The sequence below is a fragment of the Streptomyces sp. CA-181903 genome (assembly GCF_050937075.1).
Taxonomy (GTDB): Bacteria; Actinomycetota; Actinomycetes; order Streptomycetales; family Streptomycetaceae; genus Streptomyces.
Map to the genome: position 1 here is coordinate 1,123,409 of NZ_JBNJLY010000001.1, position 25,825 is coordinate 1,149,233.

At 72.9% G+C, this 25,825-nt stretch carries 14 protein-coding genes and 1 pseudogene; 2 read left to right on the top strand and 13 right to left on the bottom strand.

The features are described 5' to 3' along the window. Positions 1 to 6 precede the first annotated feature (6 nt). Complete coding sequence (locus ACQEVS_RS04765; protein ID WP_433015620.1) at positions 7 to 1,431, bottom strand: DEAD/DEAH box helicase; 1,425 nt, start codon at positions 1,429 to 1,431, stop codon at positions 7 to 9. Between the two features lie 653 nt (positions 1,432 to 2,084). Between ACQEVS_RS04765 and ACQEVS_RS04770 the strand changes: the two genes are divergently transcribed. Continuing rightward, on the top strand, positions 2,085 to 2,468 hold the full coding sequence (locus ACQEVS_RS04770; RefSeq protein ID WP_433015623.1) for an effector-associated constant component EACC1: 384 nt from the start codon (positions 2,085 to 2,087) through the stop codon (positions 2,466 to 2,468). 6 nt (positions 2,469 to 2,474) lie between these two features. Beyond that, positions 2,475 to 6,386 (top strand): caspase, EACC1-associated type, encoded by a 3,912-nt coding sequence (locus ACQEVS_RS04775; RefSeq protein WP_433015626.1) that lies wholly within the window; start codon positions 2,475 to 2,477, stop codon positions 6,384 to 6,386. An 82-nt stretch (positions 6,387 to 6,468) separates the two neighbouring features. Here ACQEVS_RS04775 and ACQEVS_RS04780 read toward each other — a convergent pair whose 3' ends face one another. From ACQEVS_RS04780 to ACQEVS_RS04835, 12 genes and pseudogenes are all read right to left on the bottom strand, one after another. Further along, entirely contained in the window at positions 6,469 to 7,374 is a 906-nt protein-coding gene (locus ACQEVS_RS04780) for a short-chain dehydrogenase/reductase (protein ID WP_433015629.1), read from the bottom strand. 125 nt (positions 7,375 to 7,499) lie between these two features. Next, positions 7,500 to 9,032 carry an MMPL family transporter gene (locus tag ACQEVS_RS04785; protein WP_433015631.1) on the bottom strand — a complete coding sequence of 511 codons (1,533 nt, stop codon included), beginning with the start codon at positions 9,030 to 9,032 and terminating at the stop codon, positions 7,500 to 7,502. Continuing rightward, positions 9,029 to 9,862, bottom strand: coding sequence for an MMPL family transporter (locus tag ACQEVS_RS04790; protein ID WP_433015634.1), 834 nt, complete (start codon positions 9,860 to 9,862; stop codon positions 9,029 to 9,031). The genes ACQEVS_RS04785 and ACQEVS_RS04790 overlap by 4 nt, the downstream gene beginning before the upstream one ends. Before the next feature lie 108 nt (positions 9,863 to 9,970). Then, positions 9,971 to 11,890: an ABC transporter ATP-binding protein gene (locus ACQEVS_RS04795; RefSeq protein WP_433015637.1), complete on the bottom strand. Its 1,920-nt coding sequence runs from the start codon at positions 11,888 to 11,890 to the stop codon at positions 9,971 to 9,973. 190 nt (positions 11,891 to 12,080) lie between these two features. Then, positions 12,081 to 13,454 carry a hypothetical protein gene (locus ACQEVS_RS04800; RefSeq protein ID WP_433015640.1) on the bottom strand — a complete coding sequence of 458 codons (1,374 nt, stop codon included), beginning with the start codon at positions 13,452 to 13,454 and terminating at the stop codon, positions 12,081 to 12,083. After that, a complete protein-coding gene (locus tag ACQEVS_RS04805) occupies positions 13,451 to 13,603 on the bottom strand; it encodes a phosphopantetheine-binding protein (RefSeq protein ID WP_433015643.1) in 153 nt (50 codons plus the stop codon). Before ACQEVS_RS04805 ends, ACQEVS_RS04800 begins: the two co-directional genes overlap by 4 nt. Next, a complete protein-coding gene (locus tag ACQEVS_RS04810) occupies positions 13,585 to 14,490 on the bottom strand; it encodes a ketoreductase domain-containing protein (protein ID WP_433027275.1) in 906 nt (301 codons plus the stop codon). The genes ACQEVS_RS04805 and ACQEVS_RS04810 overlap by 19 nt, the downstream gene beginning before the upstream one ends. Beyond that, positions 14,487 to 15,029: pseudogene (locus ACQEVS_RS04815) on the bottom strand (zinc-binding dehydrogenase); the annotation flags it as partial. The pseudogene ACQEVS_RS04815 and the gene ACQEVS_RS04810, both read right to left, overlap by 4 nt. Further along, a complete protein-coding gene (locus tag ACQEVS_RS04820) occupies positions 14,930 to 21,043 on the bottom strand; it encodes a beta-ketoacyl synthase N-terminal-like domain-containing protein (RefSeq protein WP_433015645.1) in 6,114 nt (2,037 codons plus the stop codon). The gene ACQEVS_RS04820 and the pseudogene ACQEVS_RS04815, both read right to left, overlap by 100 nt. 58 nt (positions 21,044 to 21,101) lie before the next feature. Continuing rightward, positions 21,102 to 22,130: a UDP-glucuronic acid decarboxylase family protein gene (locus tag ACQEVS_RS04825; RefSeq protein WP_433015648.1), complete on the bottom strand. Its 1,029-nt coding sequence runs from the start codon at positions 22,128 to 22,130 to the stop codon at positions 21,102 to 21,104. A gap of 30 nt (positions 22,131 to 22,160) precedes the next feature. Then, entirely contained in the window at positions 22,161 to 22,979 is an 819-nt protein-coding gene (locus ACQEVS_RS04830) for a glycosyltransferase (protein WP_433015651.1), read from the bottom strand. A 663-nt stretch (positions 22,980 to 23,642) separates the two neighbouring features. Further along, positions 23,643 to 25,823: a hypothetical protein gene (locus tag ACQEVS_RS04835; protein WP_433015654.1), complete on the bottom strand. Its 2,181-nt coding sequence runs from the start codon at positions 25,821 to 25,823 to the stop codon at positions 23,643 to 23,645. Positions 25,824 to 25,825 lie beyond the last annotated feature (2 nt).

Sequence of the window (25,825 nt, forward strand, 5' to 3'; positions counted from 1 at the left end):
CGGGGCTCAGCCGCCGCGCCGCACGCGGGCCGCCTTGCGGGCCTCTGCGAGTTTGCGGGCCTCGGTGGTCTTGCGGGACGGCTTGCCGCCGGAGGCGTTCTTGGTGTCCTTGGTGCTGCCCAGGCCGCGGAACGGGGTGTTGTGGTTCTTGGGGCGTGACACGGCCGGCCCGCCGTCGAGAGGCTCGCCGGAGGGGGCCCTGGCGCCGGTGATGCGGCTCAGCTCCGCCTCGCCGGAGCGCACCTTGGTGACCTTGGAAGCGACGTCGGCGTCCGCCATGACCTGGCTCGCTTCGCGGCGCTGCCCGGGCAGGACGAGCGTCACGACGGTGCCGGAGCGGCCGGCGCGAGCCGTGCGGCCCGCGCGGTGCAGGTAGTCCTTGGGGTCGGTGGCCGGGTCGACGTTGACCACGAGGTCGAGGTCGTCGACGTGGAGGCCGCGTGCGGCGACGTTCGTCGCGACCAGCGCGGTGATCTGTCCGTTCCTGAACTGGGTCAGGGTGCGGGTGCGCTGCGGCTGGGACTTCCCGCTGTGCAGGGCGGCGGCGGCCACGCCGGCGGCCCGCAGGTGCCGCGTGAGCTGGTCGACGCCGTGCTTGGAGTCCAGGAAGAGCAGGACGCGGCCGTCCCGGGCGGCGATCTCCGTGGTCACCGCGTACCGGTCGGGGCCGTGCACGACGAAGACGTGGTGCTCGATCGCGGACACCGCGCCGGACGAGGGGTCCACGGAGTGGACGGCGGGGTCGCGCAGGTAGCCCCGCACCAGTTCGTCGACGTCGCCATCGAGAGTGGCGGAGAACAGCATCCGCTGCCCGTCGGAACGCACCTGGTCCAGGATCTCGCTGACCTGCGGCAGGAATCCCATGTCACACATCTGGTCCGCCTCGTCCAGGACCGTGATGCGCACCCGTCCCAGCCGGCAGTCCTTGCGCTCGATGAGGTCGTGCAGCCGGCCTGGGGTGGCGACGACGATCTCGGCGCCGTCCCGCAGCGCGGCGGCCTGCCGTCCGATGGACACTCCGCCCACCACGGTCGCGAGCCGCAGCCGCAGCGCCTCGGCGTACGGGGTGAGCGCCTCTCCGACCTGCTGCGCCAGCTCCCGGGTGGGCACCAGCACGAGCGCCAGCGGCTCTTTGGCCTGCGCGCGCCGCCCGGCCGTCCGGGCGAGCATCCCCAGGCCGAAGGCGAGGGTCTTGCCGGATCCCGTGCGGCCCCGGCCCAGGACGTCCCGTCCCGCGAGAGCGTTCGGCAGCGCCGCCGCCTGGATGGGGAAGGGCGTGGTCACACCCCGCTCGTCGAGTACCCGCAGAACCTCGGCCGGCAGCCCCAGCTCCGCGAAGGAGCCCGCCGTGGGCCGCGCCGGAGCGGCGCCCGACGCCTCGGGCGCACGGTCCTGTCGTCGGGCGTCGGCACGTGCTGATCCGCTGCTCACAGAAAGCCTTCCTTCGAAGAGACCGTACCGAGGAAGGCGCGGCCGGGTCGCGGCCACCAGCCTGGGACACCGCAGGGAGCACCGACACGGCGACGATGCAAACGGGTAAGGCTAGCACGGGGGTGTGCCGGCCAGGATTTCCACGGCACCGGGGAACGGCAGGCGGCCGCCGACACCACAGGACACGGAGCGCCACCGGACGGAACCTCTCCGTCCGGCTCACCCGCGGCTCCGACCCTCCGGCGCTCCGGCGCTCCGACCCTCCGCGCGTCGCGGTCACCGGCACCCGGGCCGGACGCTTCCCCACGGCCCCTCGGCACGGGACCGCCCGATGACGCGGAACGACCTGGGTCTGCTCAACGGGTCTGCTCAACGGGCCTGATCAATGGGCCTGATCAACGGGTCTGATCACTTCCACGGCCGAGACACCCCGCCGGCCGGTCATCCCGTGGCCGTGCGAAGGCGCGCCGGTCACGACCGCCCGGGCAGAACCACCCCGACCCGAGGCGGTCAGGCCCGGCCATCGGCAGGCGCTTTCACGCCAACGGCCTGGAGGGCGACGCCGAACGGGGGACTCCGATGTCAGTGCCGGGCGCTAGTGTCGTTCACCCGGCAAGGAGCCGGTGAACCCAGGGGGGGGACACGACACCGCCATGCACGACGACCACACCGGATACCGCATCTCCGTCGTCGACGAGGACCCGCTGCGCGCCCGCAAGGAAGCACGCGAGCTGCTCGCCGCGCTCGCCTCCGCGGACTCCACGGCCCGGCTGGACCTTCCCGGACCCGGCGGGCCGGCAGGGGCCGGCGACAAGGGCGGCCCGTCCGCCGAGACCGTGGGACTGCTGCTGAGCGCCGGCTCGTTCGCCGCCGCCCTGGTGCAGACGTGGCTGGCGCGGGTCCCCCAGCGCACCATCATCGTCAAACGGCCCGACGGAGCGACGCTGCACATCACCGGCAAGGAAGCCCGCGAGGACGACACGCTGATCGAGCGGTTCCTCACGGACGGCGACGGCGACGGCACGACGGCGGGCTGAGCGGCGATGTCCGACAACGACCGCCATGCCCTGCTCGTCGGCGTCTCCACGTACGACAGTGAGACGTACGCCGACCTCCCCGCCGTGCGGGCCGACCTCCACTACATGCGGGCGGTCCTGGAGAACACCGAGATCGGCATGTACAACGAGTGCGCCCTGGCCGCCGAGCCGACGCGCGCGGAGATGCTGCACGCCGTCGAGACGTTCCTGGAGGCCCGGCAGCCCAGCGAGACCGCGCTGCTCTACTTCAGCGGGCACGGCGAGTACTGCGAGCAGGACGGCCAGCTGTACTTCCTGACCCGGGACACCGACCCCACCGACCTGCCGGGCACGGCCGTACCGGCGGAGTTCCTGGAAAGGACGCTCCAGTCCTGCCGGGCCGCCTCCAAAGTGGTTCTGCTCGACTGCTGTTCCAGCGGTTCGGTCGTCCAGGGCTGGACCGCCAAGGGCCCTTCTGGGGAGCCGGACCGGCCCGCGCCGAGCACTCTGCTGCGGCCCACCGGCGTGTACTTCATCACCGCGTCCGACGCTCTCCAGGCGGCCTCCGCGATGGCGCCGCCCGGGTCCGGCCTCGGCACCTCGCGGTTCACCGGTGAGATCGTCGAGGGGTTGCGCAACGGCCGGATCAAGGACGGCGGGTGGATCACTCCGGACGATCTCTTCGACTACCTGACCGCGCAGATGACCCGCGCCGGCGTGCCCGAGGAGCAGCGGCCCACCAAGTCCACGTTCAGGGCCACCCGAAGCCTTCCCTTCGCCCGGTCGGTGGCACGGCCGGTGCGGCTTCCCGCGCTCCCCCACGACGCCACCGACGCCACCGGAGCCGCCCGGCGCTCGCCCGCGTTGATGAAGGCGCGGGAGCTGGCCGAGGCGGACGAACGGGACGGAGTCGACCGGCAGCGGCTGCTGAGGTACTACGTGGACTGCCTCACGGCACAGGCGGCGGCCGGCATGCGGCCCGACCGGGACGGCGGCCGGAACGAGAAGTACTTCCTGCTGGCCCAGGGACAGGAGACCATCCAGTCGGGCCGTGGGCCTCACGTCGTCGCCCCGGGATCGCTGCCCCGCCCGCAGGAGGGGCGGACCGGTTCGGCCACCGAGACGGGGACGCGGCAGGAGTACTGGTACGGGTATCCGGCGATCACGCTGCCCGCGCGGGACGGAGGCCGGGGGCGGCGCGCGACGGTGGAACTGGCTCCGCTGCTCATCCAGCAGATGGAGCTGGCGCCGGACGAGGACGGCCGGGACGTGCTCCGGCCCAGCGGCGTGCCCTCCCTGCACACCGGTGTCGTCTCGGAACTCCTGGACGCGGGCGACGCCGTCGACCTGGTCGCCCGCTGGCAACCGACCTGGCAGGAGGGCAACGACGCGCAGATGCTGCGCGCCATAAGGGAGTTGCTGGAGGAACTGGGGCTGCCGGAACTCGAACCGCTGGATCCGTCCGCGCTCAGCGAGCGTACGGTCATGCAGGCCCTCCGGCCCGGTGCGCACAACGCGGCCGTGCTGCTGGTCCCCTCGGGCGCGGAGGCCATGGCCACCCAGGCGCTGGTGGACAACCTGCTCCAGATCTCCACGCGAACCGAGCAGATCGCGGGCACCGCCCTGGACGCGCTGCTGAACGGCGGGGCCGGGCAGCCGTCGACCACGACCGCCGCCGCGGCGGATCCGGTGACCCTCATCGCTCCGGGGCCGTGCAACGAGAGCCAGGAACAGGTGATCTCGTCGGCGATGACACGGCCGCTGACGGTGGCGACCGGGCCGCCCGGCACGGGCAAGAGCGAGGTCGTCACGGCGGTCGTCACCACCTGCGTCGCGGCGGGGCAGTCGGTGCTGGTCGCCTCCACGAACAACGAGGCCGTGGACGTCGTCGCCCAGCGCTGCGACGCCATCGCGCCCGGTCTGCTGATGCGGACGGGCAACGCGGAGGCGCTGGAGCGGGAGGCGGCCAAACTGGAGCGGCTGCTCGCCGAACCGGTCGAGGCACCGCGCCGTGGCTCCGCCACTGTGGGCGGCGAGCTCCGCAACGCGCGGAGGACGGCCGACCGGCTGCGGGCGGAGGCGGCACACCGCGTCGGCGAGGAAGCACGGCTGCTGGAACTGCTCCGTGACCGTGAGGAGCGGGCCGCGGCCCTGGAACTTCCCCTGTCCCTGCTCGAAGGGGCCTGGGCCGCTGACGCGGACGGCGTGGCAGCGCTGGGCCGGTGGGCGGAGCGGGCGCGGAAGACGGCCGTGGCCCGCTGGTGGCAGCTGGGGGCATGGCGGCGTGGCCGCGCGCTCACGGCCCTGGCCGGGGCGGGGGCGGAACACCTTGAGGATGCCGGACCGGCTTGGCCGGAGTGGGTGACGGGACGGCCGGTGCCGCCCGAACTGCTGGAGTCCCTGGCCGAGATCGTGTCCGTGGAGCGGGCGGTGCGGGAGCTCGTCCGCCGACACGGGGAATGGGACGAGAGAGGGCTCGGAGAGGCCCGGCTGGCAGCGGCGGAAGCACTGTCGGGCCTGTCGGCGGAACTGTCCCGAGCGCAGTCTGCGGAGGCCCTCGGCCGGGCCGGCGGGCTCATGAACCAGCGGCTCCAGGCGCTCCGCCGCCGGTCCGGCCACCAGCGCAGCCAGAAGAACCTGATGTCGCGCATCAAGGGGTGGGCCGTCAGCACCCACTCGGTGCGGCAGCTGGAGCTCACCCCGAAGCTGTTCGATCTCGTGGTCATCGACGAGGCGAGCCAGTGCTCCATTCCGTCGGTGCTGCCACTGCTGTTCCGGGCCCGTCGGGCGCTGATCATCGGTGACCCCATGCAGCTCGGGCACATCCCCGGTGTGTCACCGCAGCAGGAGCGGCAGGCACGGTTGCGGGCCGGGCTGAGCGCCGCGCAACTGGAACACCACCGCCTCACCTACCACGTGCACTCCTCGTATCACGCGGCCGAACAGCAGGGTGACAGCGCGCTGCTCCTCGACGAGCACTACCGCTGCCATCCGCGGATCGCGGACGTCGTCAACCGCCACTGCTACGGCGGCCGGTTGCGGGTGCTGACGGACGTGCGGCGCCAGGCGCCGGCGCACGACCCGGTGGGGGCGGCCGACCCGGCACCGGTGCTCGGCTGGGCCGACGTTCCGTCGGGGGAATCGGCGCGCGGCGGCGACGGACGGTCCTGGCGGAACGCGGTGGAGGCGGAGGCCGTACGGCGTGTGGTCGAGGGACTGCTGACAGGGCTTCCGCCGGACGCGACGGTGGGGGTGGTCACGCCGTTCCGGGCGCAGAAGGAGATGTTGGCACGGATGTGGCGGGACGACGACCGGGTCCGGGTCGGCACCGTCCATGCCTTCCAGGGCGGACAGCGCGACGTGATGGTGCTCAGCCCGGTGGCGGCGCCCAACACACCGCCCCGGACCACGCACTGGGTCGCGAGCCAGGTCAACCTGTGGAACGTGGCGGTCACCCGGGCCAGGTCGCAGCTGATCACCGTGGGCGACCGCGCCTTCTGGCAGGACCAGAGCGGCATGCCGGCTCTCCTCGCCGCGCGCTCGGCCCTGCTGGGAGCGGGCGAGGACGGTACGACGGCCGAGGCAGAAACACCCGTCCCGGTCAGCGCGGCCCGCGAAGCGCTCGCCGACCGCCTGCAGCGGTATCTGACCGGACGCGGCATCACCGATCTGGAGCGGACGGTCCTGGTGGGCGGACACCCGGTGGACCTGCTGTTCACCGACGCCGGCGAGAACACGGCGGTGCTGATCGACACCGGCCCGGCGACCGGTGAGGACCCGGCGCGGCACCTCCGGCTCAGCCACGCGCGAGGCGATCTGCTCATCGGGCTGCCCTCCGGAGGGCATGGGGCCAAGCCCGTCCCGGTGAGCTGGACCGTGCGGGTGCCCGCCTGGCGGATCCTGGCGGGCGACACCGCGCTGGCACGGCTGTTCGACTGAGTCCGACAGCGCCGTCGGGCCCGGCGGCCCGCTCAGCCGCCGGGCAGGCTCCGTACGACGTCGACGGGCGATTCGGGCGCTCTTACCTGCCGTCGACGCCGGCTCCGGCTCCGGTTGCCGGGGCCGGCTGCCGGGTCGGGCGCTCCCCTTCGTCCTCCAACGACCACAGCAGGGCCTGAAGTCGCGCATGACGGATCAGGGCGCGGTCGACGAGGGGGTTGGCGATGCCGCGCAGGGCGCCGAGCGCTTGCCAGCGGCGGGGGACGGTGAGGGCGGCGGCGCGGTGTTCGATGCCCTTGACGACGCGGGCCGCCACCAGGTCGGGCGTGATCGCCCGGGCGAACGGGCGGGGGAACGCGGCTTCGCGCATCCTGGTCGCCAGCGGGTCCCCGCCGAAGGCCACCCGGGTCATCCCGGTCTTCACCCAGCCCGCGTAGAGCACTCCGGCCGTGGCCCCGCACGCTCCCAGCTCCACCCGCAGCGCGCGGACGAGTTGCTCGACCGCGGCCTTCGACGCCGCGTACGGGGCGTTGGCGGCGCCGTTGACGTAGGCGTAGACGGACGCGTTGACGAGGATGTGGCCGCGGCGGGCGATGACATGCGGCAGGGCCGACCGCAGTGTGCGCCATGTGCCCAGCACGTTCACCTCGACGATGCGCTCGAACACCTCCGCGTCGATCGTCGCCAGAGTGGCCGGGCGGGTGGGCGCGGTGCCCGCGTTGGCGAAGACGACGTCGAGTCCTCCGAAGCGGTGCACGGCGCGTTCCACCGCCTCGTCGAGGGCCGCCTGGTCGGTCACGTCCGCTCGCAGCGGCAGCGCTCGTTCCGCTCCGAGCTCCCGCGCCAGGGCCGCCAGGGCGGAGGCGTCGCGGCCCAGCAGGACGACGTTCGCTCCGCGGGCGTGCAGCGCGCGGGCGCCGGCCGTTCCAATGCCGCCGGTCGCGCCGGTGATGAGGACCGTTCTGTCGGTGAGGCGGTACCGTGCCATGTCCTGCGTTCCTGTAGTGGCGTGGGGCCCTCGGGGTCTCGCCGGCGGTTTCCTGGACGTGGGGACCTTGGGACCTCGCCCGCGGTTCCCAGACGTGGGGACCTCGGGACCTCGCCTGCGGTTTCCTATTCGCGCGCCGGCAATCCTTGGGCCCGGGCGGCCTCCCCGCCCCTTCGCCCGCGCCACGTCGGCGTCCACCAGTTCGCCCGGCCCGCCAGCCGCATCACCGCCGGGACGAGCAGACCCCGCACGATGGTCGCGTCCAGGAGCACGATCGCGGCGATCGTCGCCCCCAGGACGACCAGCAGACTGATCCGGGCCGCCATCAGTGCCCCCATGCTCACGGCGACGACCAGGGCGGCGGCGGTGAACAGGCGGCCGGTGTGCTCGATGCCGAAGACGATGGAGGCGGTGTTCCGCCGGGTACGTCGCCACTCCTCCGCCATGCGCGCGACGAGGAAGACCTCGTAGTCCACGCAGAGGCCGAACGCCAGGGCGGCCGCCAGCAGCGGCATGGTGATCTCCAGCGTGCTCTCGCCTCCGCCGGCCGGGGGCCCGAGGACGTGCGTCCGCTGGAAGAGCAGCACCATCAGTCCGATCGCCGCCCCGATGCTGAGGCCGCCCAGCACCGCGGCCTTCACCGCGACCAGCACGCTGCGGGTGAGGAGCAGGAGCATGACGAACACCCCGCTGAGCATCAGCGCCGACCACCAGCCCAGGGCGCCCGTCACGGCCTGTCTGGTGTCGGCGAGGTGCGCGGCGGCGCCGGCGACCTCGGCCGGACCCGGTGCGGCGGTGGCGCGTACCGCCTTGAGCAGGGCGGCGGTACGCGGTGACTGGGGGGCGTCCGCGGCGAACACGACGACCAGCGTTCCGTGCCGCCCGCCCGCGTCGATGTGCCGTGGCGCGGTGAGCCGACCGCCGGCGTAGTCCCCGGCCTCGGTGCTCACCCGGGCGGCGCCGGGCAGCGCCGCCAACCGCCTTGCGTAGGCGTCCAGTTGGGGAGCGGCGGCCGCCGGGTCGGTCCGCGGCAGCACCACCGTCAGCTGCCGGTCGGGAGCGTGTGCGAAGTCCGTCCGGACGGCTTCCGCGGTGGACCGGGCCTCGGCGTGGCGCGGCAGGATGGTCTCGTCCATCAGCGCGGGCCGCAGCCCGGCGACGGGCGCCGCCAGTCCCAGCAGCACGGCGGAACCGGCCAGCGCCCACGGCAGGGGCCGCCTGGTCACCGCGACCGCGACCCGGCGCCAGAAGGGGCTGCCCGACGGGTCGGCGGCGCGGGGACGCCCCGGCCGCCGGAGGGACAGTCTCGCGTCGTCCAGCCGGCCTCCCAGGGCGGCCACCAGGGCGGGGATCAGGAACAGGGTGCCCATCGCGCAGAACCCCACGACGACGAGGGAGGCGATGGCCAGCGAACGGATCAGCCCCAGGGGGAAGACGAGGAGCGACGCCATGCACCAGGCCATCGTCAGGGCGCAGAAGGCCACGGCGCGGCCGGTGGTGGACATCGACCGGCCGATGGCCGCCTCCGGCTCCAGCCCCCGGGCGCGCTCCTCCCGGTACCGGGAGAGGGTGAACAGCGCGTAGTCGACGGCCAGTCCGAAGCCGAGGGCGCAGCTGAGGTTGACGGCGAAGACCGAGACCGGCGTCAGCCGGGTCACCGCCGCCAGCAGGGCCAGGCCCCCGATGCCGCGATCAGGCCGATGCCCAGGGGTACGAGCGTCGCGCTCAGCGAGCCGAAGGCGAGTGCCAGGACGACGAACGCCGCCGGCAGGGCGAAGAGTTCCGAACGCAGCAGATCCCGTTCCGCCTGGTCGGTGGCCGACACGTTGACCCAGGCGGGGCCGCTCACCGACAGGTCGAGGTCGGAGGCGGCGGCCCGCAGGGCCGGTACCAGGGTCCGCGCGGTACGGGCGGTCTCGGACTCGCCCCCCTTGAGGTCGATGCGCAGCAGCGCGCCCCTGCCGTCGGTGGAACGGAGCGGGTCCAGCCCCGTGTTCCAGTACGACAGCGCGGACGCGACCCCCGGCGACCGTGCGGCCAGTTCGGTGAGCCGCCGGCCCCGCTCCGCCACCTCGGGCGCGTCGACCGGGCGGCGGGAGCGGGCGTACAGGACCAGGTCCGGTGTGCCCGCCCCGAGCCGCTGGGCGGCCTGTTCGGCCCGTTGCGCGGCCGTGCCGCCGGCGATGACGCCGCCGTTGGACCACCGGTCGCCCGCGTTCAGCCCCACGACGGCGCAGAGCAGGAACAGGCAGGCCGCCGAGCCCAGGACCAGCCGGCAGTGCCGGTACGCCCACCGTGCCACCGCGCCCAGGACGTCCGTTCGCTCCCTGGCCCCGCCGCCCGCGGCCGCCACCCGGCGGTGGCGGCCCCAGGGCACGGCGGGGCCGAGGAGGTCGCGTCGGCGCAGTGCGAGGCGTGCGGTGAGGCGGCGCGCCGCGGGGGTCTCGTCCGCCGTGAGCGTGGCGCTGTCGGTTTTCTTGTCGGCCATTGACTGAACCATTCCTTTTGCAGGCCGGGGCTTTCGGTTTTCCGAAGTGGTGGACAAGTGGTGGGCAGATGGTGGGCAAGTGATGGACAGGTGGCGGGGGCCGGTCGTTCACGGTCGTGAAGTGACCGGCTCGCCAGGCCGCGCGGAGCGGGAGCGGCTCACCCGCGCGGGCGGCGGAGGGGCGATCGTGATGACGTGGGCCACTCCCGGCAGCGAGTGGGGTCGGTGGGTGGCCATGAGCACCGGCCGCGTGGCGGCCAGGCGGCTCAGGGTGCCGAAGACGTGCTGTTCGCCGGCGGTGTCCACCTGCGAGGTCGGCTCGTCCAGGACGAGGAGGTCGGCGCCGGTGAGCAACGCGCGGGCCAGCGACAGCCGTTGGCACTGTCCGCCGGACAGCGCACGGCTACCGCCCAGCACCGTGCCGAGGCCGTCCGGGAGACCCTCGACGGTCTCGGTCAGCCCGACCGCGTCCAGCGCGTCCCACAGCACGTCGTCGCCCGCCTGCGGACCGCACCCCATCCGGAGGTTCTCCCTGACGGTGCCTTCCCACACGGTGGCGTGCTGCTCGGCGTAGGCGACGCGGCGGCGCAGCCGCGAGAGCCGCCATGAGCCGATCTCCCGCCCCAGGACGTGGATCCGTCCGTGCTCGGTGCGCAACAGGCCGGTGATCAGCGCGAGCGCCGTGGACTTGCCCGCGCCCGACGGGCCGACGAGGAGCGTGAGGCCGGTGGCGGGGACGGTGAAGGAGAGGTTCCTCAGCACCGGTGGGGAGTCGGGGTGGGCGAAGGTGACACCGTCGAAGATCACGGCCGCACCGGTAAGGGCGGCCCCACCGACAGGGACGGCCCCACCAGCCCCAACGGCTCCACCAGTCCCACCAGCTCCACCAACTCCACCAGCCGGAACAGCCTCACCGACCGGAACGGTCTCACCGACCAGAGCAACCTCACCAGTCGCAGCCGCCCCACCACCCAAAGCTCCCCCACCGCCCGTGCCGGAAGAGCGATGGGCGGGCCGGGGCGGCGGCGCCGCCTCCTCCTCGCCCGGGGAGGCGAGCAGTGCCGTGAGCCGGGCGCGGGCGGCCTGCCCGGTGCGCAACTGCCCCGCGCCCAAGGCGAGAACGGTCACCGGGGAGCCGAGGCAGAGCAGCAGGAAGAAGAACGTGCCGGACGTCTCCAGGGACAGGGACCCGGCGCCGACGCGGTGCGCGGCGGTCAACGTCACGGCCGTCACGGCCAGTTGCTGGGCCAGTCCGACGAGCGGGCCCACGACCGCCTGCGACCGGGTGGCCGCGGCCGAGGCGGCGCCGTAGTCCGCGGCGGCCTGCCGCAGGGCGGCCGCGGCCGCCGCCTCGTAGCGGCAGGTCTTGATGACCGCCAGCGTCTGCAGACAGTTGAGGAGGCGCTGGTTCAAGCGGCCGAGCGCCTGGAGCTGGGCGGCGACCACGCGCCGGGTGCGGGCCAGCACACCGGCCAGCGGCCCGCCGACGAGCACGAACGAGCCGACGGCCACGAGGGTGAGCCGCGGGTCGAGGCGCGTCATGGCCGTGAGGACGGCGAGCACCCCGAACAGCGCCGCCGGAAGGTGGACCAGGCCGGACTCCAGCGCCACCCGCACCTGGGCGGTGTCGAAGATGATCTGAGCGCTGAGGTCGCCGGTTCCCCGCGCGCGGACGTCGGGCAGCGGCAGGCGCAGCACATGGTGGGCGAGCCGCTCGCGCAGGCCGAGGACGACGCGTTCCCCGGCGCGGGCCAGCAGCCGTCCGCAGCCGGCCTGGCAGGCGTACGCGGCCAGGGTCAGGGCGGTCAGCGCGGCGACGGGACCGATCACCGGTTCGCCGCGGACGAGCGCGGCGCCCATGCCGCTCAGCGCCCGGGGCAGGGCCAGGAAGATCCCGGTCGAGCACCAGGCGAGCGCGGCGGCGAGGGCCAGCGGGGTGCGGCTGCCCCGCACGAGAGCGGCGGGGCTCAGGACGGCCGCGGGTCCGCCGGGGACCCGGCGGCCGCCGGGCGCGCTGCGCGGACTCATCGACGGGACCGGCCGGCGCTCCCCCGCCCCGGCCGGCCGCCCCGGGGACGTCCCCGCGCGGGCGACACCGCCGGCCGGGCGGCCCGGACGCCGTACGCCCGGGGGCGGCCGCTCAGCACGAGCGGGTGACGGCCGCTGTCAACCGGACGGACCGACGGGGAACCGTCACGGGCTACACCCCCGACCCCTCCTACAGGGGCTGGTCGACGTGGTCCGGGGTGTACCCGACGGACCGGGCGTAGGCGTCCAGCAGCCCCTGGAGCGGTTCTCGGGGAAGGCCGGGTTTCCATAGTTCGACCGCCATTTCACCGTGGTAGAGCATCGGCCAGCGGACGTACCGCCGGGGGTCCTCGGGGTCGTTGAGCGCGCGCGACCGGGCGACGGTGTCGGCGGCCACATCGGCCATCAGGTCCGTACCGCAGCCGAAGCCGTAGGGGTACAGGTCCCGGTTGGGGGGCACCGACTCGATCACCGTGGCGTCGGCCCGGCCGACTCCCACATGGGCGTGCACGCCGCCGCGGATGAGCGGGGCGGTGCGTTCCCCGCGCGGGTCGGGCACCCAGTGCCCGTCCGCCGTCCGGCCCAGCCGGACGGTCGGGGCGGCCGCGAGGAGGGCGCACACCTCCCACGCCTCCACCGACGGCCCCTTCGGGTCGACGCCCTCGGGAGCGAGGACGCGCAGCCGGTCGCCGTGCGGACGCGGGTGGAGGACGGTGACCTCGTCCGCCCGCAGCGCCCGCTTGTCGACGTCCCAGCTGCCGGAGGCGGTGACGACGACGGCGTCGAGGCCGGGGTCGTAGAGGAACAGCATGCCTTCGCTGAGGCGTTTCCAGCCCAGGTACTCGCGGTACAGCGCGGCGAGGCCGTCGGAGACGTAGCGGTCGATCCGGACGGGTTCCGGCAGCAGCCCGAGTTCGCCCATCCGCCGCCCGGCGGCGGCCAGTTCGCCCGGTGCCGGGGAGTCCGCCCAGGCGGTGGCGGACAGGGCGTCGGGAACCACGTCGTAGCGGTCGCCGACGTCCCGCGCGCAGGCGGCGGTGACCAGCCGGTCGCGGATCCGGTCGGGCAACTCCTCGGTTTCCGTGGGATGGCCGCCTTCCAGGGTGAACAGGGCGGCCTCCCGTCCGTCGTCGCCGAGCAGGACCACCCGCGGGGCGGCGGTGCGTCCCATGACCGTCCGCCCGATCTCGACCGCGTCGCTGTGCCGCAGTCCGGTCAGCCGCTCGGGGACCTGGGCGAGCACGACGGTCCGGCGCGAGCCGACGTGCAGGCCCAGTTCGCCGCGGGTCCTGGCGCTCAGCGGCGGGATCTCCTCGGGAACCCGGTCGCACAGCGGCTCGGGGCCGGCGGGGATGTGGGTGACGATCAGCAGCAGGTCGACGTCGCCGTGCGAGGACTCCACGACGGTGTGCCCCTGTTCCTCGAACGCCGCCATGAGGTGCCGGACGAAGACGCCCAGGGCCCTGTCGTCCGGGTGCGGCCGCCCGGCGAGCTGCACCACCAGCGGCCGCCACCAGGGGAGTTCGTCGAGCTTGACGGCCGGGCGGGCGGGAACGCCGTTCACCGGGTGCCTCCGTTCACCAGCGGCAGGATGCGGCGCGCGAGGTCGTCGAGGCAGTTCGCCGCGACGAGTTCCAGGACGGGCACGGTGCACCCGAGCATGCGGTCCACGGCGACGGACAGTTCGACGACCATCAGCGAGTCGAGGCCCAACCGGTCCAGCTTGCAGGTGCGGTCGACGCGTTCGGGGTGGTCTGGAGGACCTCGGCCACCAGGGACGCCAGCTCGGCGCAGACGATGTCCGCCGCCTCGTCGTCGGGGAGTCCCGCGATCCTGGACCGCAGCGCCTCGGCGCGGCTCACGCCCGTGCGGCTCGTGTCCCGCAGGTAGGCGGCGAAGGCGGGCCGGTTGAGGCCGGCGAACAGCTGCCCCACCCGTTCCCAGTCCATCCGGCCGAAGACCCCGACGTCCGGTCCGTGCGCGAGCTGCCGCTCGAACGCCCACCAGATCCGCGCCGGCGCCACCGAGCCCAGGCCCATGCGGTGCAGCGTCGGCGCCAGACCGCTGCGGACGACGAAGCCGGTCTCCGCGACGGCTCCCAGGACCTGGGCGGTTCCGGGCCGGCCTTCCGCGCGCCGCCGGCGGACCAGGGCTTCGAGGTAGGCGTTGGCGGCGACGTAGGCCCCCTGGAGCTTGTTGCCGCCCAGGGTGGTCACGGAGGAACAGACCTGGAAGAAGTCCAGGTCCCGGTCGGTGGTCAGCTCGGACAGCACGGCGGCTCCCCGCACCTTCGGGTGCAGGACGGCGTCGAAGCGTTCGGCCGTCAGCTCCGCGAGCGGGGCGTCGTCGAGGACCATGGCGGCGTGCAGGACGCCCCGCACCGGCCGCCCGGCGCCGTCCGCGTCGGCGAACACCTCGCGCATCGCCTCGCGGTCGCCCACGTCCGCGGCGACCGCGGTCACCCGCGCCCCGGCCTCCGCGAGGCGCGTCAGCAGCGCCGGCGCCTCGGGCGAGTCCGCGCCGCGCCGGCCGACGAGGACGAGGTGCCGGGCCCCGCGCCGCGCCAGGTGTTCCGCCAGGGCCGCGCCGAGCCCGCTCAGCCCCCGGTGACCAGGTAGCTTCCGGCGGGATCCGGTTCCACGGGCGGTACCGGCTGGGCTACGGGCACCGGCTCGCCCAGTTCGACGATGACCTTGCCCAGGTGCTTGGAGTGCCGCAGCGAGCGGAACGCCTCGGTGACCGCTTCGGCGGCGTACGCCTGGTGGGGCAGCGGCCGGTAGCGGCCGTCGGTGACGCGGCGGCACAGCTCGGTGAACTCCTCGGCCGCGACCTCGGGGAGCTGCTCCGGCAGGGTCGCCACATCGACCCCGAAGTAGGCGATGTTGCGCCGGAACGGGCCGAGCAGCAGCGGCGTGTTGGCGTACAGGTCGCGCTTGCCGAGCTCGACGAACCGGCCGCCCGGGCGCAGGCACTCCAGCCCGCGGGCGATGGCCTCGCCGGCCAGCGAGTTCAGCACCACGTCCACGCCCGGACCGCCGGTCAGCTCGCGGACGTCCTCGGCGAAGCGGAGGTCCCGCGAGTCGAGGACGTGCCGGACGCCGAGCATCCGCAGCAGGTCCCGTTTGCCCGGGGTGCCCGCGGTGGCGACGACCTCGGCGTCGACGGACCACGCGTACTGCAGGGCCGCCAGGCCCACGCCGCCGGCCGCTCCGTGGACCAGGACCCGTTCGCCCTCGCGCAGGCGGGCCAGGCGCTCCAGCCCGTACTGGACGGTGAGGAAGACGGCGGGCAGGGTGGCCGCTTCGGTGAAGGACATCCGTTCCGGGACGCGGCCCAGCTGTTCCGGCCGGAGGACGACGTGGGAGGCGAACCAGCCGACGCCGGTGCCGAAGACCCGGTCCCCGGGGCGAGGCCGGTCACGCCCGGTCCGACGGCGACCACCTCGCCGGCGCCCTCCAGGCCCAGGGAGGGCCCCTGGTGGCCGGGCATCGGCCGGTCGTCCGGGATGAGTCCGGTGGCCAGCATCACGTCGCGGTAGTTCAGGGCGGCGGCGCGCACGGCGACCAGCACCTCGCCGGCCGCGGGCGCCGGAACGTCCTGCGGTTCCCAGACGAGGCGGTGGGACATGCCGGGGTCGCGCAGGCTCAGCCGGTACCCGTCGGCCTGCCGGCGGAGCGGCGGGGCGACCGTGGTGAACCGGGGGACGAACCGGCCGCCGCCGGTCAGCACGATCTCGTGTTCGGGCCCCGGATCGCGCAGTTCGGCGAGCAGCCGTGCCGCGTCGCGGCCGGCGTCCCCGGAACGCTCCAGCGAGATCATCCGCACCGTGACCGCGGGGTACTCGCCGGCGACGGTACGGCCGAGCGCCCACACGGCGGCCGCCTCGGGCGTCCCCGGTCGCTCGGGGGCCGGGAAGATGCCGGTCGGCGGCAGCACCAGCCAGACCGCCACGTCCTTGTGGACGCTCAGGGCGGTCATGGCGTCGCGGATGCGGCAGGCCGCGGTGGTGATGGCATGGGCGGGGTCGGTCCCCTCGCCGGCCAGATCGGCTTCTTCGAGGAGCAGGACCAGACGGACGGCGGAGTCCGGCTCGGAGGGGCTGGAGGGGTCGGAGGGGCTGGAGGGCTCGGAGGGGCTGGACGGTTCTGAGGAGGGACCGGAGGACACGGCCGCCGCCCAGTCCGTGGCCCACGGCAGCGGCCGGGTGCCGAGACCGTGGGCGAGGCGGTCGGACAGCTCCCCTGGTGCCGCCGCTGCCACCAGCCACCGTCCGTCAGGGGCCGGTGCGGCGGCGGGCGGCTCGCAGGAGGGGGTGGTGGAGGCGGTGCGGGCGGCGGGCACGTCGGATGCAGTGGACACGCCGGACGCAGTGGACACGCCGGATGCAGTGGACACGCCGGATGCAGTGAGCACATCGGTCGCAGTGGACGCAGAAGTCCCATCCACCACAGCCGACTCGTCCGGCACAACAGACCCGGTGCGCCGGGCCAGGATCACCGAGTCGCTTGCCCGGGGGACGTCCGGTGCCTCGCCGGTGCAGGCCACCGCGTCGAATCCGCGCGCGGACAGCAGGCACTTCCACTGGTCGCGCCGGAGAAGTGGGGAGTCCTCGCGGAGGTCGGTGTCCGTGTAGTCCCAGTAGTCGTCCAGCACGCCGAAGAACGTGGACACCCAGTCGCTGTCGTGGCTCTCCAGCGCGAGCAGCATGCCCCCGTCGGCGAGCAGCGTCCCGAGCCGCTCCGCCGCCGCGCCCACGTCCTTGGCGGTGTGCAGGGCGTTGGCGGCGACGACGAGGTCGAAGTGGCCCGGTGCGTGGCCCTGTTCACGGGGGTCCGCGTCGAGGTCGAAGGTGCCGTACTCGACGAAGTCGTACGCGGCGAACCGGGCCTTCGCCTTCGCCAGGAAGCCGGCCGAGCGGTCCGTGAACAGGTACCGGGTGCGTTCGGGAGGCAGCACGGGCAGCAGCGCGGCCGTCATGCCACCGGTTCCGGCGCCCACTTCCAGGACGCGCAGCGGCCGGTCGCCGGGCCAGTGGTCGGCCATCGCGCCGACCAGCCGCGCGGCGTAGGCGTTGTGCAGGCGGAGGTTGGACGCGTTGGTGTAGAGCCGGGTGAGGAAGTGCTGGTCGGCCTCGCCGAAGAAGACCTCGCGCGGGTCCTCCTCCCCCCGCAGCAGCCGGGGCAGCCGCAACCCGCAGCGCAGGCCCGGCAGCGTCATGGTCAGCGCCTCGGGCAGGTCCGCGATCAGGGCGCGGACCCCTTGCCGGGTGTCCTCGACGGCGGACGTCCCGGTGAGGCGCCACCGGCCCTCGCCGACGCGGTCGGCCACGCCGAAGTCGCACATGAAGCGGGCCAGCCGCCGCAGGTAGGGGCGGAACTTCGGGAGCGCGCCGGCGGCGCACAGGTCGTCGACGGTGAACTCGGCGCGTCCCGGCAGCAGTTCCTCCACCGCCTGCTTGGCGAAGACCGCGGCGATCTCCGCGGCGCGGGCGGCCACCTGCTCGTAGCGGTCCTCGGTACGGTCGCGCAGGCGCGCCCGTGCGGAGGCGGTCCGGGCCAGCAGTTCGGCCGGGGCGGGGAGGGACACGGGCCCGGCGGCGTCCCGTGGCGCCGCCCGGAGCACCAGTTCCTGCAGGGCCGTCGGATCCTCGGTGTGCTGGTCGAAGCGGCGCAGCCGGCAGCCTTCCAGTTCCACGCGGACCCGGCCGTCGGGGTCGGTCAGCGTCACGTCCCAGACGGCCTCCCGGTCCGTCGCCGTGACGAGCCGTAGGTGCAGGTGGCCCTCGGGGGCCGGCCGGTGCCACAGGCGTACGGCCGTCAGCTGTGCGGGCAGGAACAGCGCGGCGCCGGTGAGTTCGGCCAGGAGCGGCGCCCCGGCCTGCAGGGCGCCGTCGGTCACCACCGGGTGGGCGAGGTAGCCGCCCGTGTCCTGGTCGGTGCGGTAGGAGGCGAGGAGTTCCCCGTCGCCGACGCGGAACTCGGTGAGGACCTGGAAGGCGGGGCCGTGTGTGATGCCGCTGCCGGCCAGTCCTTCGTAGAGCGTGGCGGCCGGCAGCGGTTCGGGGTGGAGCCGGTCGCGCAAGGCGGGCAGGTCGAGCGGCGCGGGCTCCGGGCGCAGCAGACGTCGCACCCGCCCCTGCGCGTGGTGCTGCCAGGGGCCGTCCTCCCTGGTGCGGCCGGCGATGGTCACGGTGCCGGTCCGCGGTTCGACGCCGGTCTGGAGCAGCAGGTCGTCGGTGCTGCCCTGGCCGGGCAGGACGCAGGCGCTGGTGACCAAGAGGTCGGTGACCTCCAACCGGTCCGTGTCCAGGAGCCGGTGACCGGCCGCGAGCGCCGTTTCGAGGTAGCCGGTGGCCGGCAGCACGGTGGTCGGGCCGATCCGGTGCTCGGACAGCCAGGGGGTCCGTACCGTGCTCAGTACGCCGTGCCAGGCGGGTTCGGCCGTGACGGCGCGCTGGCCGAGGAGCGGGTGCAGGGTGACGCCGTCGCTGCTGATGCCGGACCACCAGCTGGGGTCCGCGTTCCAGTGCCGTTCGCGCTGCCAGGGGTAGGCGGGCAGACCCACCGGTTCGACGGGCTCGGGGAAGTGCCCGCTCACGTCGACGGGGGCGCCGGCGGCCAGCAGGTGGGCGACGGTGCCCCGGAGGGCGGCGGGGCCGTCGGCGCGCCGGGAGCCCGTCTTCACGACCTCGCGGTGCGCGGAACCGCCTTGGGTCAGTCGGCGCAGGTAGGGGCCGAGCACCGCGTGGGGACCGATCTCGACGAAGACGTCGAAGTCGTCGGCCGCCAGCGCTTCGACGGCCGGTGCGAAGCGCACGGGCTCGCGGACGTTCCGCCACCAGTACTCGGCGTCCAGGGGCCGGGAGCCGTCCAGGATGCCGCCGGTCACCGTGGAGGCGAAGGGCATCGACGGCTTCGCGGGCGACAGGCCGGCCAGCGCGCCGAGCAGCGGTTCCCTGATGGGGTCCATGGCGGCGCTGTGGAAGGCGTAGTCCAGGTCGAGCTCGCGCGCGAACACGCCCCGCTCGTGCAGGCGCCGCCCGAGCAGTTTTACCTCGGCGGCCCGCCCGGCGACCGTGGTGTCGGTACGGCTGTTGACCCCGGCCAGTTCCACATGGCCCTCGTACGCCGGGAGTTCGGCGTGCAGTTCCTGCTCGGACAGTCCGACGGCCGCCATGCGTCCCGTGCCGGCCGTGGCCTCCTGCGCGCGGCTCCGCTCGGCGACCACGCGGGCGGCGGCCGCCAGGTCGAGCGCGCCGGCCACGTGGGCGGCGGCGATCTCCCCGACGCTGTGGCCGACGACCCCCTCCGGCCGTACGCCGTGGGCGCGCAGCACCGCCACGACGCCGAGTTGGTGGGCGAACAGCAGCGGCTGCGCGACGTACGTCGACGCCAGCCGTTCCGCGTCGCCCGCCGCCATCGCGTCGATCACCGACCAGCCCAGCAGCGGGTCCAGGACGTCCGCGACGTCCTGGACGGCCCGCCGGAACACGGGGTCGGTGCGGAGCAGTTCCGCGCCCATGCCGGGCCACTGCGACCCGTTGCCGGAGAAGGCGAACGCCACACGGCCGTGCCGTACGGCCTTCGCCGTGGCCGAACCCGCCGCGGGACGCTCGCCTTGGGCGGCTCCGAGCAGGGCCGACGCCGCTTCCCGGCCGGTCTCGGCGAGGACCACGGTGCGGTGGTCGTGCCGGGCCCGGCGGTGGAGCGTGGTGTGGGCGAGCCGGTAGAAGGTGCTCGGATCGGCCTCCGTCAGCTTCTCGGCCAGTCGGTCGCACGCCTCGGCGAGCGCCTTCTCGCCGCGGGCGGTGACCATCACGGGGAGCGGGCCCCCAGCCGCCGGCCGCGGGCGGGAGCCGGCGGGCGCCGGCCCGAGGAGCACGTGCGCGTTGGCGCCGCCGAAGCCGAAGGAGTTGACCCCGACGACGGCCGTGGGAGTCACCTCGACGGGCCTTGGACGGACGGTGGGGCTGAGGCCGAGTCCCTGGAAGTCGATGTGCGGGTTGAGTGGTTCGGCGTGCAGTGTGGGCGGCACCTTGCCGTGCCGGAGCACGAGGATCGCCTTCAGCAGCCCCGGGACCCCGGAAGCCGCCTCCAGGTGGCCGAGGTTGGTCTTCACCGATCCGACGGGCAGCGGCCCGACCGTACGGGACGCTCCCAGCGCACGTCCGATGGCCTCGCACTCGATCGGGTCGCCGATCGCGGTTCCCGTCCCGTGCGCCTCCATGTACACGAGGCGGTCCGGGTGTACGGCCGCCTTCGCGTATGTGGACGTCAGCAGCCGCTGCTGCGCCTGCCCGTTCGGGAGGGCGATGCCGGAGGTGCGGCCGTCGTTGTTGGCTCCGCTGCCGAGGATGACCGCGTGCACGCGGTCGCCGTCGGCCAGGGCGTCGGACAGCCGCTTCAGGAGCAGCAGGCCACCGCCCTCGGAGCGGACGTACCCGTCGGCGTCGGCCGAGAAGGCCCGGCACCGGCCGGTCGGCGACAGCATCGACGCGCCGGAGAAACCGGTGAACACCCAGGGGACGAGGAGGACGTTGATGCCGCCGGCCAGCGCCAGCCGGGTCCGGCCGGAGGCCAGGTGCTCGCAGGCCCGGTGGATCGCGGTGAGCGCCGACGAGCAGGCGGTGTCGAGCGCGAAGCTCTCCCCGTGCCAGTCCAGCAGGTGGGAGATGCGGTTGGCCGTGTTGGCGACGGCGACGCCCGACATCGAGTAGACGTCGCCGATGGCCGGTCTGAGCTGCCCGAGGCTGCCGAAGTCGTGGCTGGAGCAGCCGACGAAGACGGAGCCGTCGGATCCGGCGCAGTCCGCCGGGTCGACGCCCGCGTCGTCGAGCGCCTCGATCGCCATCTCCAGCAGCAGCCTCTGCTGCGGATCCATGTGCACGGCTTCCCGCGGGGAGATACCGCGGAAGAACTCGCAGTCGAATCCCTGGACGTCCGGCAGAAAACCGCCGGCCAGGGTGTAGGAGCGACTGGGCCGGCGCCGGCCTCCGTCCAGGAAGTCCGCCCTGTCGAAACGGTCCGGAGGAACCTCGCCGACCAGGTCCTCTCCCTTGGCCAGGGCGCTCCACAAGCCGTCCAGGTCGCTGATGCCGCCCGGCAGCCGGCAGGCGGTTCCGATGATGGCGACGGATTCGGCCGGCTCAACCATGAATCTCCTCACAGGGAAATGTGTCCGAAGGCGGAAAGGGCAAGATCACCGGAAGTGTTCAGCAGCCGGCCGGTGCGTTCGGACACCGTTCACTCGGACGGATCCCGTCGCCACCTGTTCGTGTGAACGCCGAACCGTCATGCGGGTGCTTTGTGCCGAGCAGGTGGCCGGCGGTGACGCGCAGGCCGAGCTCCAAAGACACGGATGGTTGCCAGCCGAGCGTTTCGGCGGCGAGGCTGATGTCGGGACACCGGATTTCCGGGTCGTCGACCATCCTGGGCAGCGACGCGATCGGGGAACGGGAGCCCGTCACCTCCCGGACCATTTCGGCGACGCGCCGCACGCTCAGTTCCCGCGGGTTTCCGATGTTCACCGGACCGTGGTGGGAAGAGCGGAGCAGACGGACCAGACCTTCCACCGTGTCATCGACGTAACACAGGGAACGGGTCTGGCTGCCGTCCCCATGGACGGTGATCGGTTCGCCTGCCACGGCCTGCCGGATGAAGGTGGGGACGATCCTGCCGTCGTCGGCCCGCATACCCGGACCATAGGTGTTGAAGATGCGGGCGATGGCGGTGTCCACGCCGTGGGTCTTGCGGTAGGCGGTCGTGAGGGCTTCCGCGAAACGCTTGGCCTCGTCGTACACGCTGCGCGGCCCGATCGGATTGACATGGCCCCAATAGCATTCGGGCTGCGGATGAATCCGCGGATCGCCGTAGACCTCGCTCGTCGAGGCCAGGAGATAACGCGCCTGTTTCTCACGGGCGAGTTCCAGCGTGTGCCGCGTTCCGGCCGATCCGGCGAGAAGCGTTTCCACGGGACGCGCCAGATAGGCGCGGGGAGAGGCGGGCGACGCCAGATGGCAGACCGCCGCGACATCGCCCTGGACGGCGAGGGGTTCGACCACATCCGCGCGAACGAACCGGAAATCACTGCACGCCGCCAGGTCGTCGATGTTGTCCAGGCTGCCGGTGCTCAGGTTGTCCACACACACGACACCGTGGCCGTCGGCGAGCAGCCGGCGGCACAGATGGGAGCCGAGGAAACCCGCTCCGCCGGCCACGACGACCGTCTTGAAAGCGCTCACTGGTACGCCCCTCGTCAGCTGGCCGACTCGTCAACTGGTCAACGCGACCCGGCTCCGCGTCGGGTCGAGGGACCGCTCCACGATGTCGCAGGCCGTCTCGATACCGGACTCCGCTCGCAGCCGCTGACCGAGCCGCTCGGCCCTGCCGCGCATGTCCTGGTCGTTCACCGCCCGCACGATGGCTCCCGCCAGATTGCGGGCGGTCAGCTCGGGAGCCGGAATCGGACGCGGCCCCACCCCCAGCCCGTGCACGAGGGACCCCCAGAACGGCTGGTCGAGGAAATGGGGGCAGACGACCGTGGGAACTCCCGCCGTCAGACCGGCGCCCACGGTGCTGGCTCCCCCGTGATGGACGACCGCGGCCATCCGGGGAAAGAGCCAGGAATGCGGAACGCCAGGGACGACGTGAACGAGCTCGTCCGAAGGCGTCACTCCGGGATCCCCGAGCAGCACGCCCCGTACACCCGCTTTGCTCAAGGCGTCACGAACCAGCTCGTACCGGCGCGCCGGATCATCGGTGAGCATGCTCCCGAAGCCGACGTAGACGACCGGCGGGCCCTGGACTGCCAGGAATTCCGCCAGCTCGTGGGGCGGTTCCCAGCCGGGCGGAGTGTCGAACAGCCAATACCCCGTGACGTGTTCACTCGAAGGCCAGTCGGGAGGGGCCGGCAGCACGGACGGGCTGTAGCAGTACAAGGTGGGTCGCGATTGACGACGCCACTGACCGAACGGCCCCCCGAAAGGCCATGGAGGAAGGCCCAGCGTGCCCGTCCGCCACGCGTTGACGCGCCGGCGGAACATCTGCCAGATCACCTGCTCGGCGAGCAGGAGACTCCACACGTTGCCCACGGCCCCCAGGGAACGCCCCAGTCCGCTCGGCGAGAAATGACGGGTGGGACGGAGCGGAACGAACGACGCCGCGAACGACGCGGCCCCCAGCACTCCGCGAGGCTCTGCGCCGGAACCGCGAACGGCGAGTGAATGACACAGTCACTCGGCTCCGCGACCGAGGAAATCTCCTCGAACAACCGATCCGCGGCGGGCCCGCCCACCCGCCGCATCCACCGCGCGAAAGCCACGGGATCGTCCCCGCACCCCAGCAACCGCTGCCCGCCGGAGGACATGAGAAGCGCATCGGGGTCCGGTTCCACAGCGGAGTACACCACTCCGGTGCCGCGCACGGTATCCGCGTAACGGCCGGCCCCGATCAATTGCACATCGAAACCCCTCCCCTTCAGGGCTACGCCCAGCGCGGCGAGCGGCTGAATGTCCCCGCGAAGCCCCACGGAAACGATGGTAATTTTTTTCGACATCGATCTCCCTGCGCACGCGGATTACCCTGCCGAGGAAACAGGTTGCCTGATTCAGGCTAGAGCCTGACTCGAGGTTTTCGCGACAGGGCGTCACGCGTATTTCCCGGAGGAACCGCCACCCCTTCATGCCGGAGCAGGAGACGGGTGCTCGGTAGGCGGTCCAGGGCGACCGTGCTTTGTTATATGCACTTCGCAGATTTCAGCGACCCGTATAGAGGAACCGCAGATAGCAGGCGACCGACAGACCGCGGTGGTGGAGCTCGGCGGCCTGCAAGGAGGCACTCAGCGTGGCGTGCAGCGCGCTGTCCTGTTGAAGCTCGACCGTACGCCGGCCGAACTCCCGCCGCTGCCGCCGAGCCCGATCTCCCGCCAGCGCGTTCTCATGGGCGAGTCGTTCCTGACCGGCATCCAAATGCCTCCGCGCCTCTTTACGCGAGTCCTCGGCCTCAGCCTCCACCGCCTTTCGCCGGTCGGCGAGTCGGGCTCGGCGGAGGGCAATGCTTTGCTCGGTCTGCTGTCGTTCCGCCGCACTGAGAGCACTCGGCTGCCGGGCGACGGCGGCCGCCAACAGGTTTTGCCGCCAGATGTCGAGAGCGATGGCCTTGGCCTCGCCGATTCCCTGTACGTTGACTGCGCGGCCGTTGCTCAGAACAAGTACAGCACCGGTGGTGTTGTAAGAGGTGTTGTGCACGGGACGGTAACCCTTGAAGTCGGCTGCCGTCCGGATACCCGCTGCCGCAAGACGAGCGGCGAGTTTCGGCCCGATACCGTGCGGCGGAGACTGCGCGATCGTCCGACGACCAAGTTGGTCCCGGACGTAAGCGGACTGCTTGTCGGCGAGCGCTTTACCCAGGGCTTTGCGCAGTTCCTCCGAGAGCCCGTCGATCGCCTTGTCAACCTCCCTCTGCCGACGGACCTTACGCTTCTCGGCCTCCTTGAGCGCGGCGTGGTACTGGGCTGTGAGCCTGTCCTGCGCCTGCGAGTGCGCGGCGGTCCGCTTCGTCTCCGCCGCGTCGAACGTCGCCTTGTCCTTGCGCAGTTTTTCCGCTGCCTTGACAGAGTCGTCAAGCCTGGCCAATTCCGTCTGCAGTCCGATCAGGACGGCTCGTGACCGAACCCGCTCCGCGCGGCGGCTCCACGCGAAGGCGGTGAACAGGGCCGCGGCGATGACGGCACCTGCGGCTCCGATCAAAGGGGACGGAAATCCTGTGAGTGTCACCAGGACCGCCACGACCAAGGACAACGGCCAGAGCACGGCCGCGACGACGTCCGACGCCGTCCGGATTCGGAAGCCATCCGGTGAACTGGTGGAAGGCGCCGCCGATGCGGGCGCGGCTTGCGAAGGTACGTGCCCGGACATCCAGTCGGGCAGTCTCCCCTCAGCCGGAGACGCGGTTTTCGGGGGACCGGATGCCGAAGTAGTCGTCGCCGCGGCACCCCGCTGCCTGGGGATCGCATCGGCGAGCGGGGGTAGCAGTTCCAATGGCTGGAACGCCAAGGACCGCACCCGGTCGGCAAGTCCACTCACCGTCGAGTCCGGATGGGCGAGCAGCGTTCGCAGTCCTGTGGAGCCGCCCGGATTTTTGAAGTCCTCCTCAGTGAGCAGCAGGAATTCGCCGCTGGGCTGGTGCAGCCGACGCCATAGAGGCGGGTCGACGGCGATCGCCTTCAGCGACATGAAGATGACCCAGGCGGAGAACCGGTCCATTGCCGCCCCGAAGTCATCGTTTCCACGCATGGGCGACTGGTAGTTGCGGTGACCGCGTTCGGTGCCGCCGAAGCCCGCCAGCGCCGGCACATACATGCCGTCGTAGTCGACCAACCGGAAGGTGTCATCGCTTGCGACGAGCAGATTGCCATGCTGAAGGTCACCATGGGCGATCTCGTGTTCAGCCAGGTCGCGGACCACAGCCTCGAATCGGTCGGCAAGACGGTCGACCGCGAACCGGTCGGAGTGATGGTCGTCGAGCCAGGAGGACAGGGTGACGGCATCGGTCCACTCCATCTTCAGGACCGGGTAGCGCTGCGAGCCGACGCCGATCGCGTCGGGAAGGTATTCGAAGCCGAGATTCCACGGCTGGGAGAGCTCGGCCGGCTCAAGCCGCGCGAGCCTGTCACTGATGGCCTGATAACGCGATTCCTGGTCGGGGACATGCCGGGTGAAGCATTTGACCGCGTACCGTCGACCCGACGCGGCCGAGGTCAACGAGAATACGCTCGCGAAAGCACCGGAGATGGCGCGGGGCAAGCCGAGCTTGGTCAATTCCGGCTTCGCGCCCCTGAGCTCAGGGTGTTCGAAACACAAGTCCGTGTGCTGCAGGGCCTCCGCGTAGGCGGCGCCACTGGGGAACTGCCTCTGCCGGCCGGTGGGCGAGCCCACGT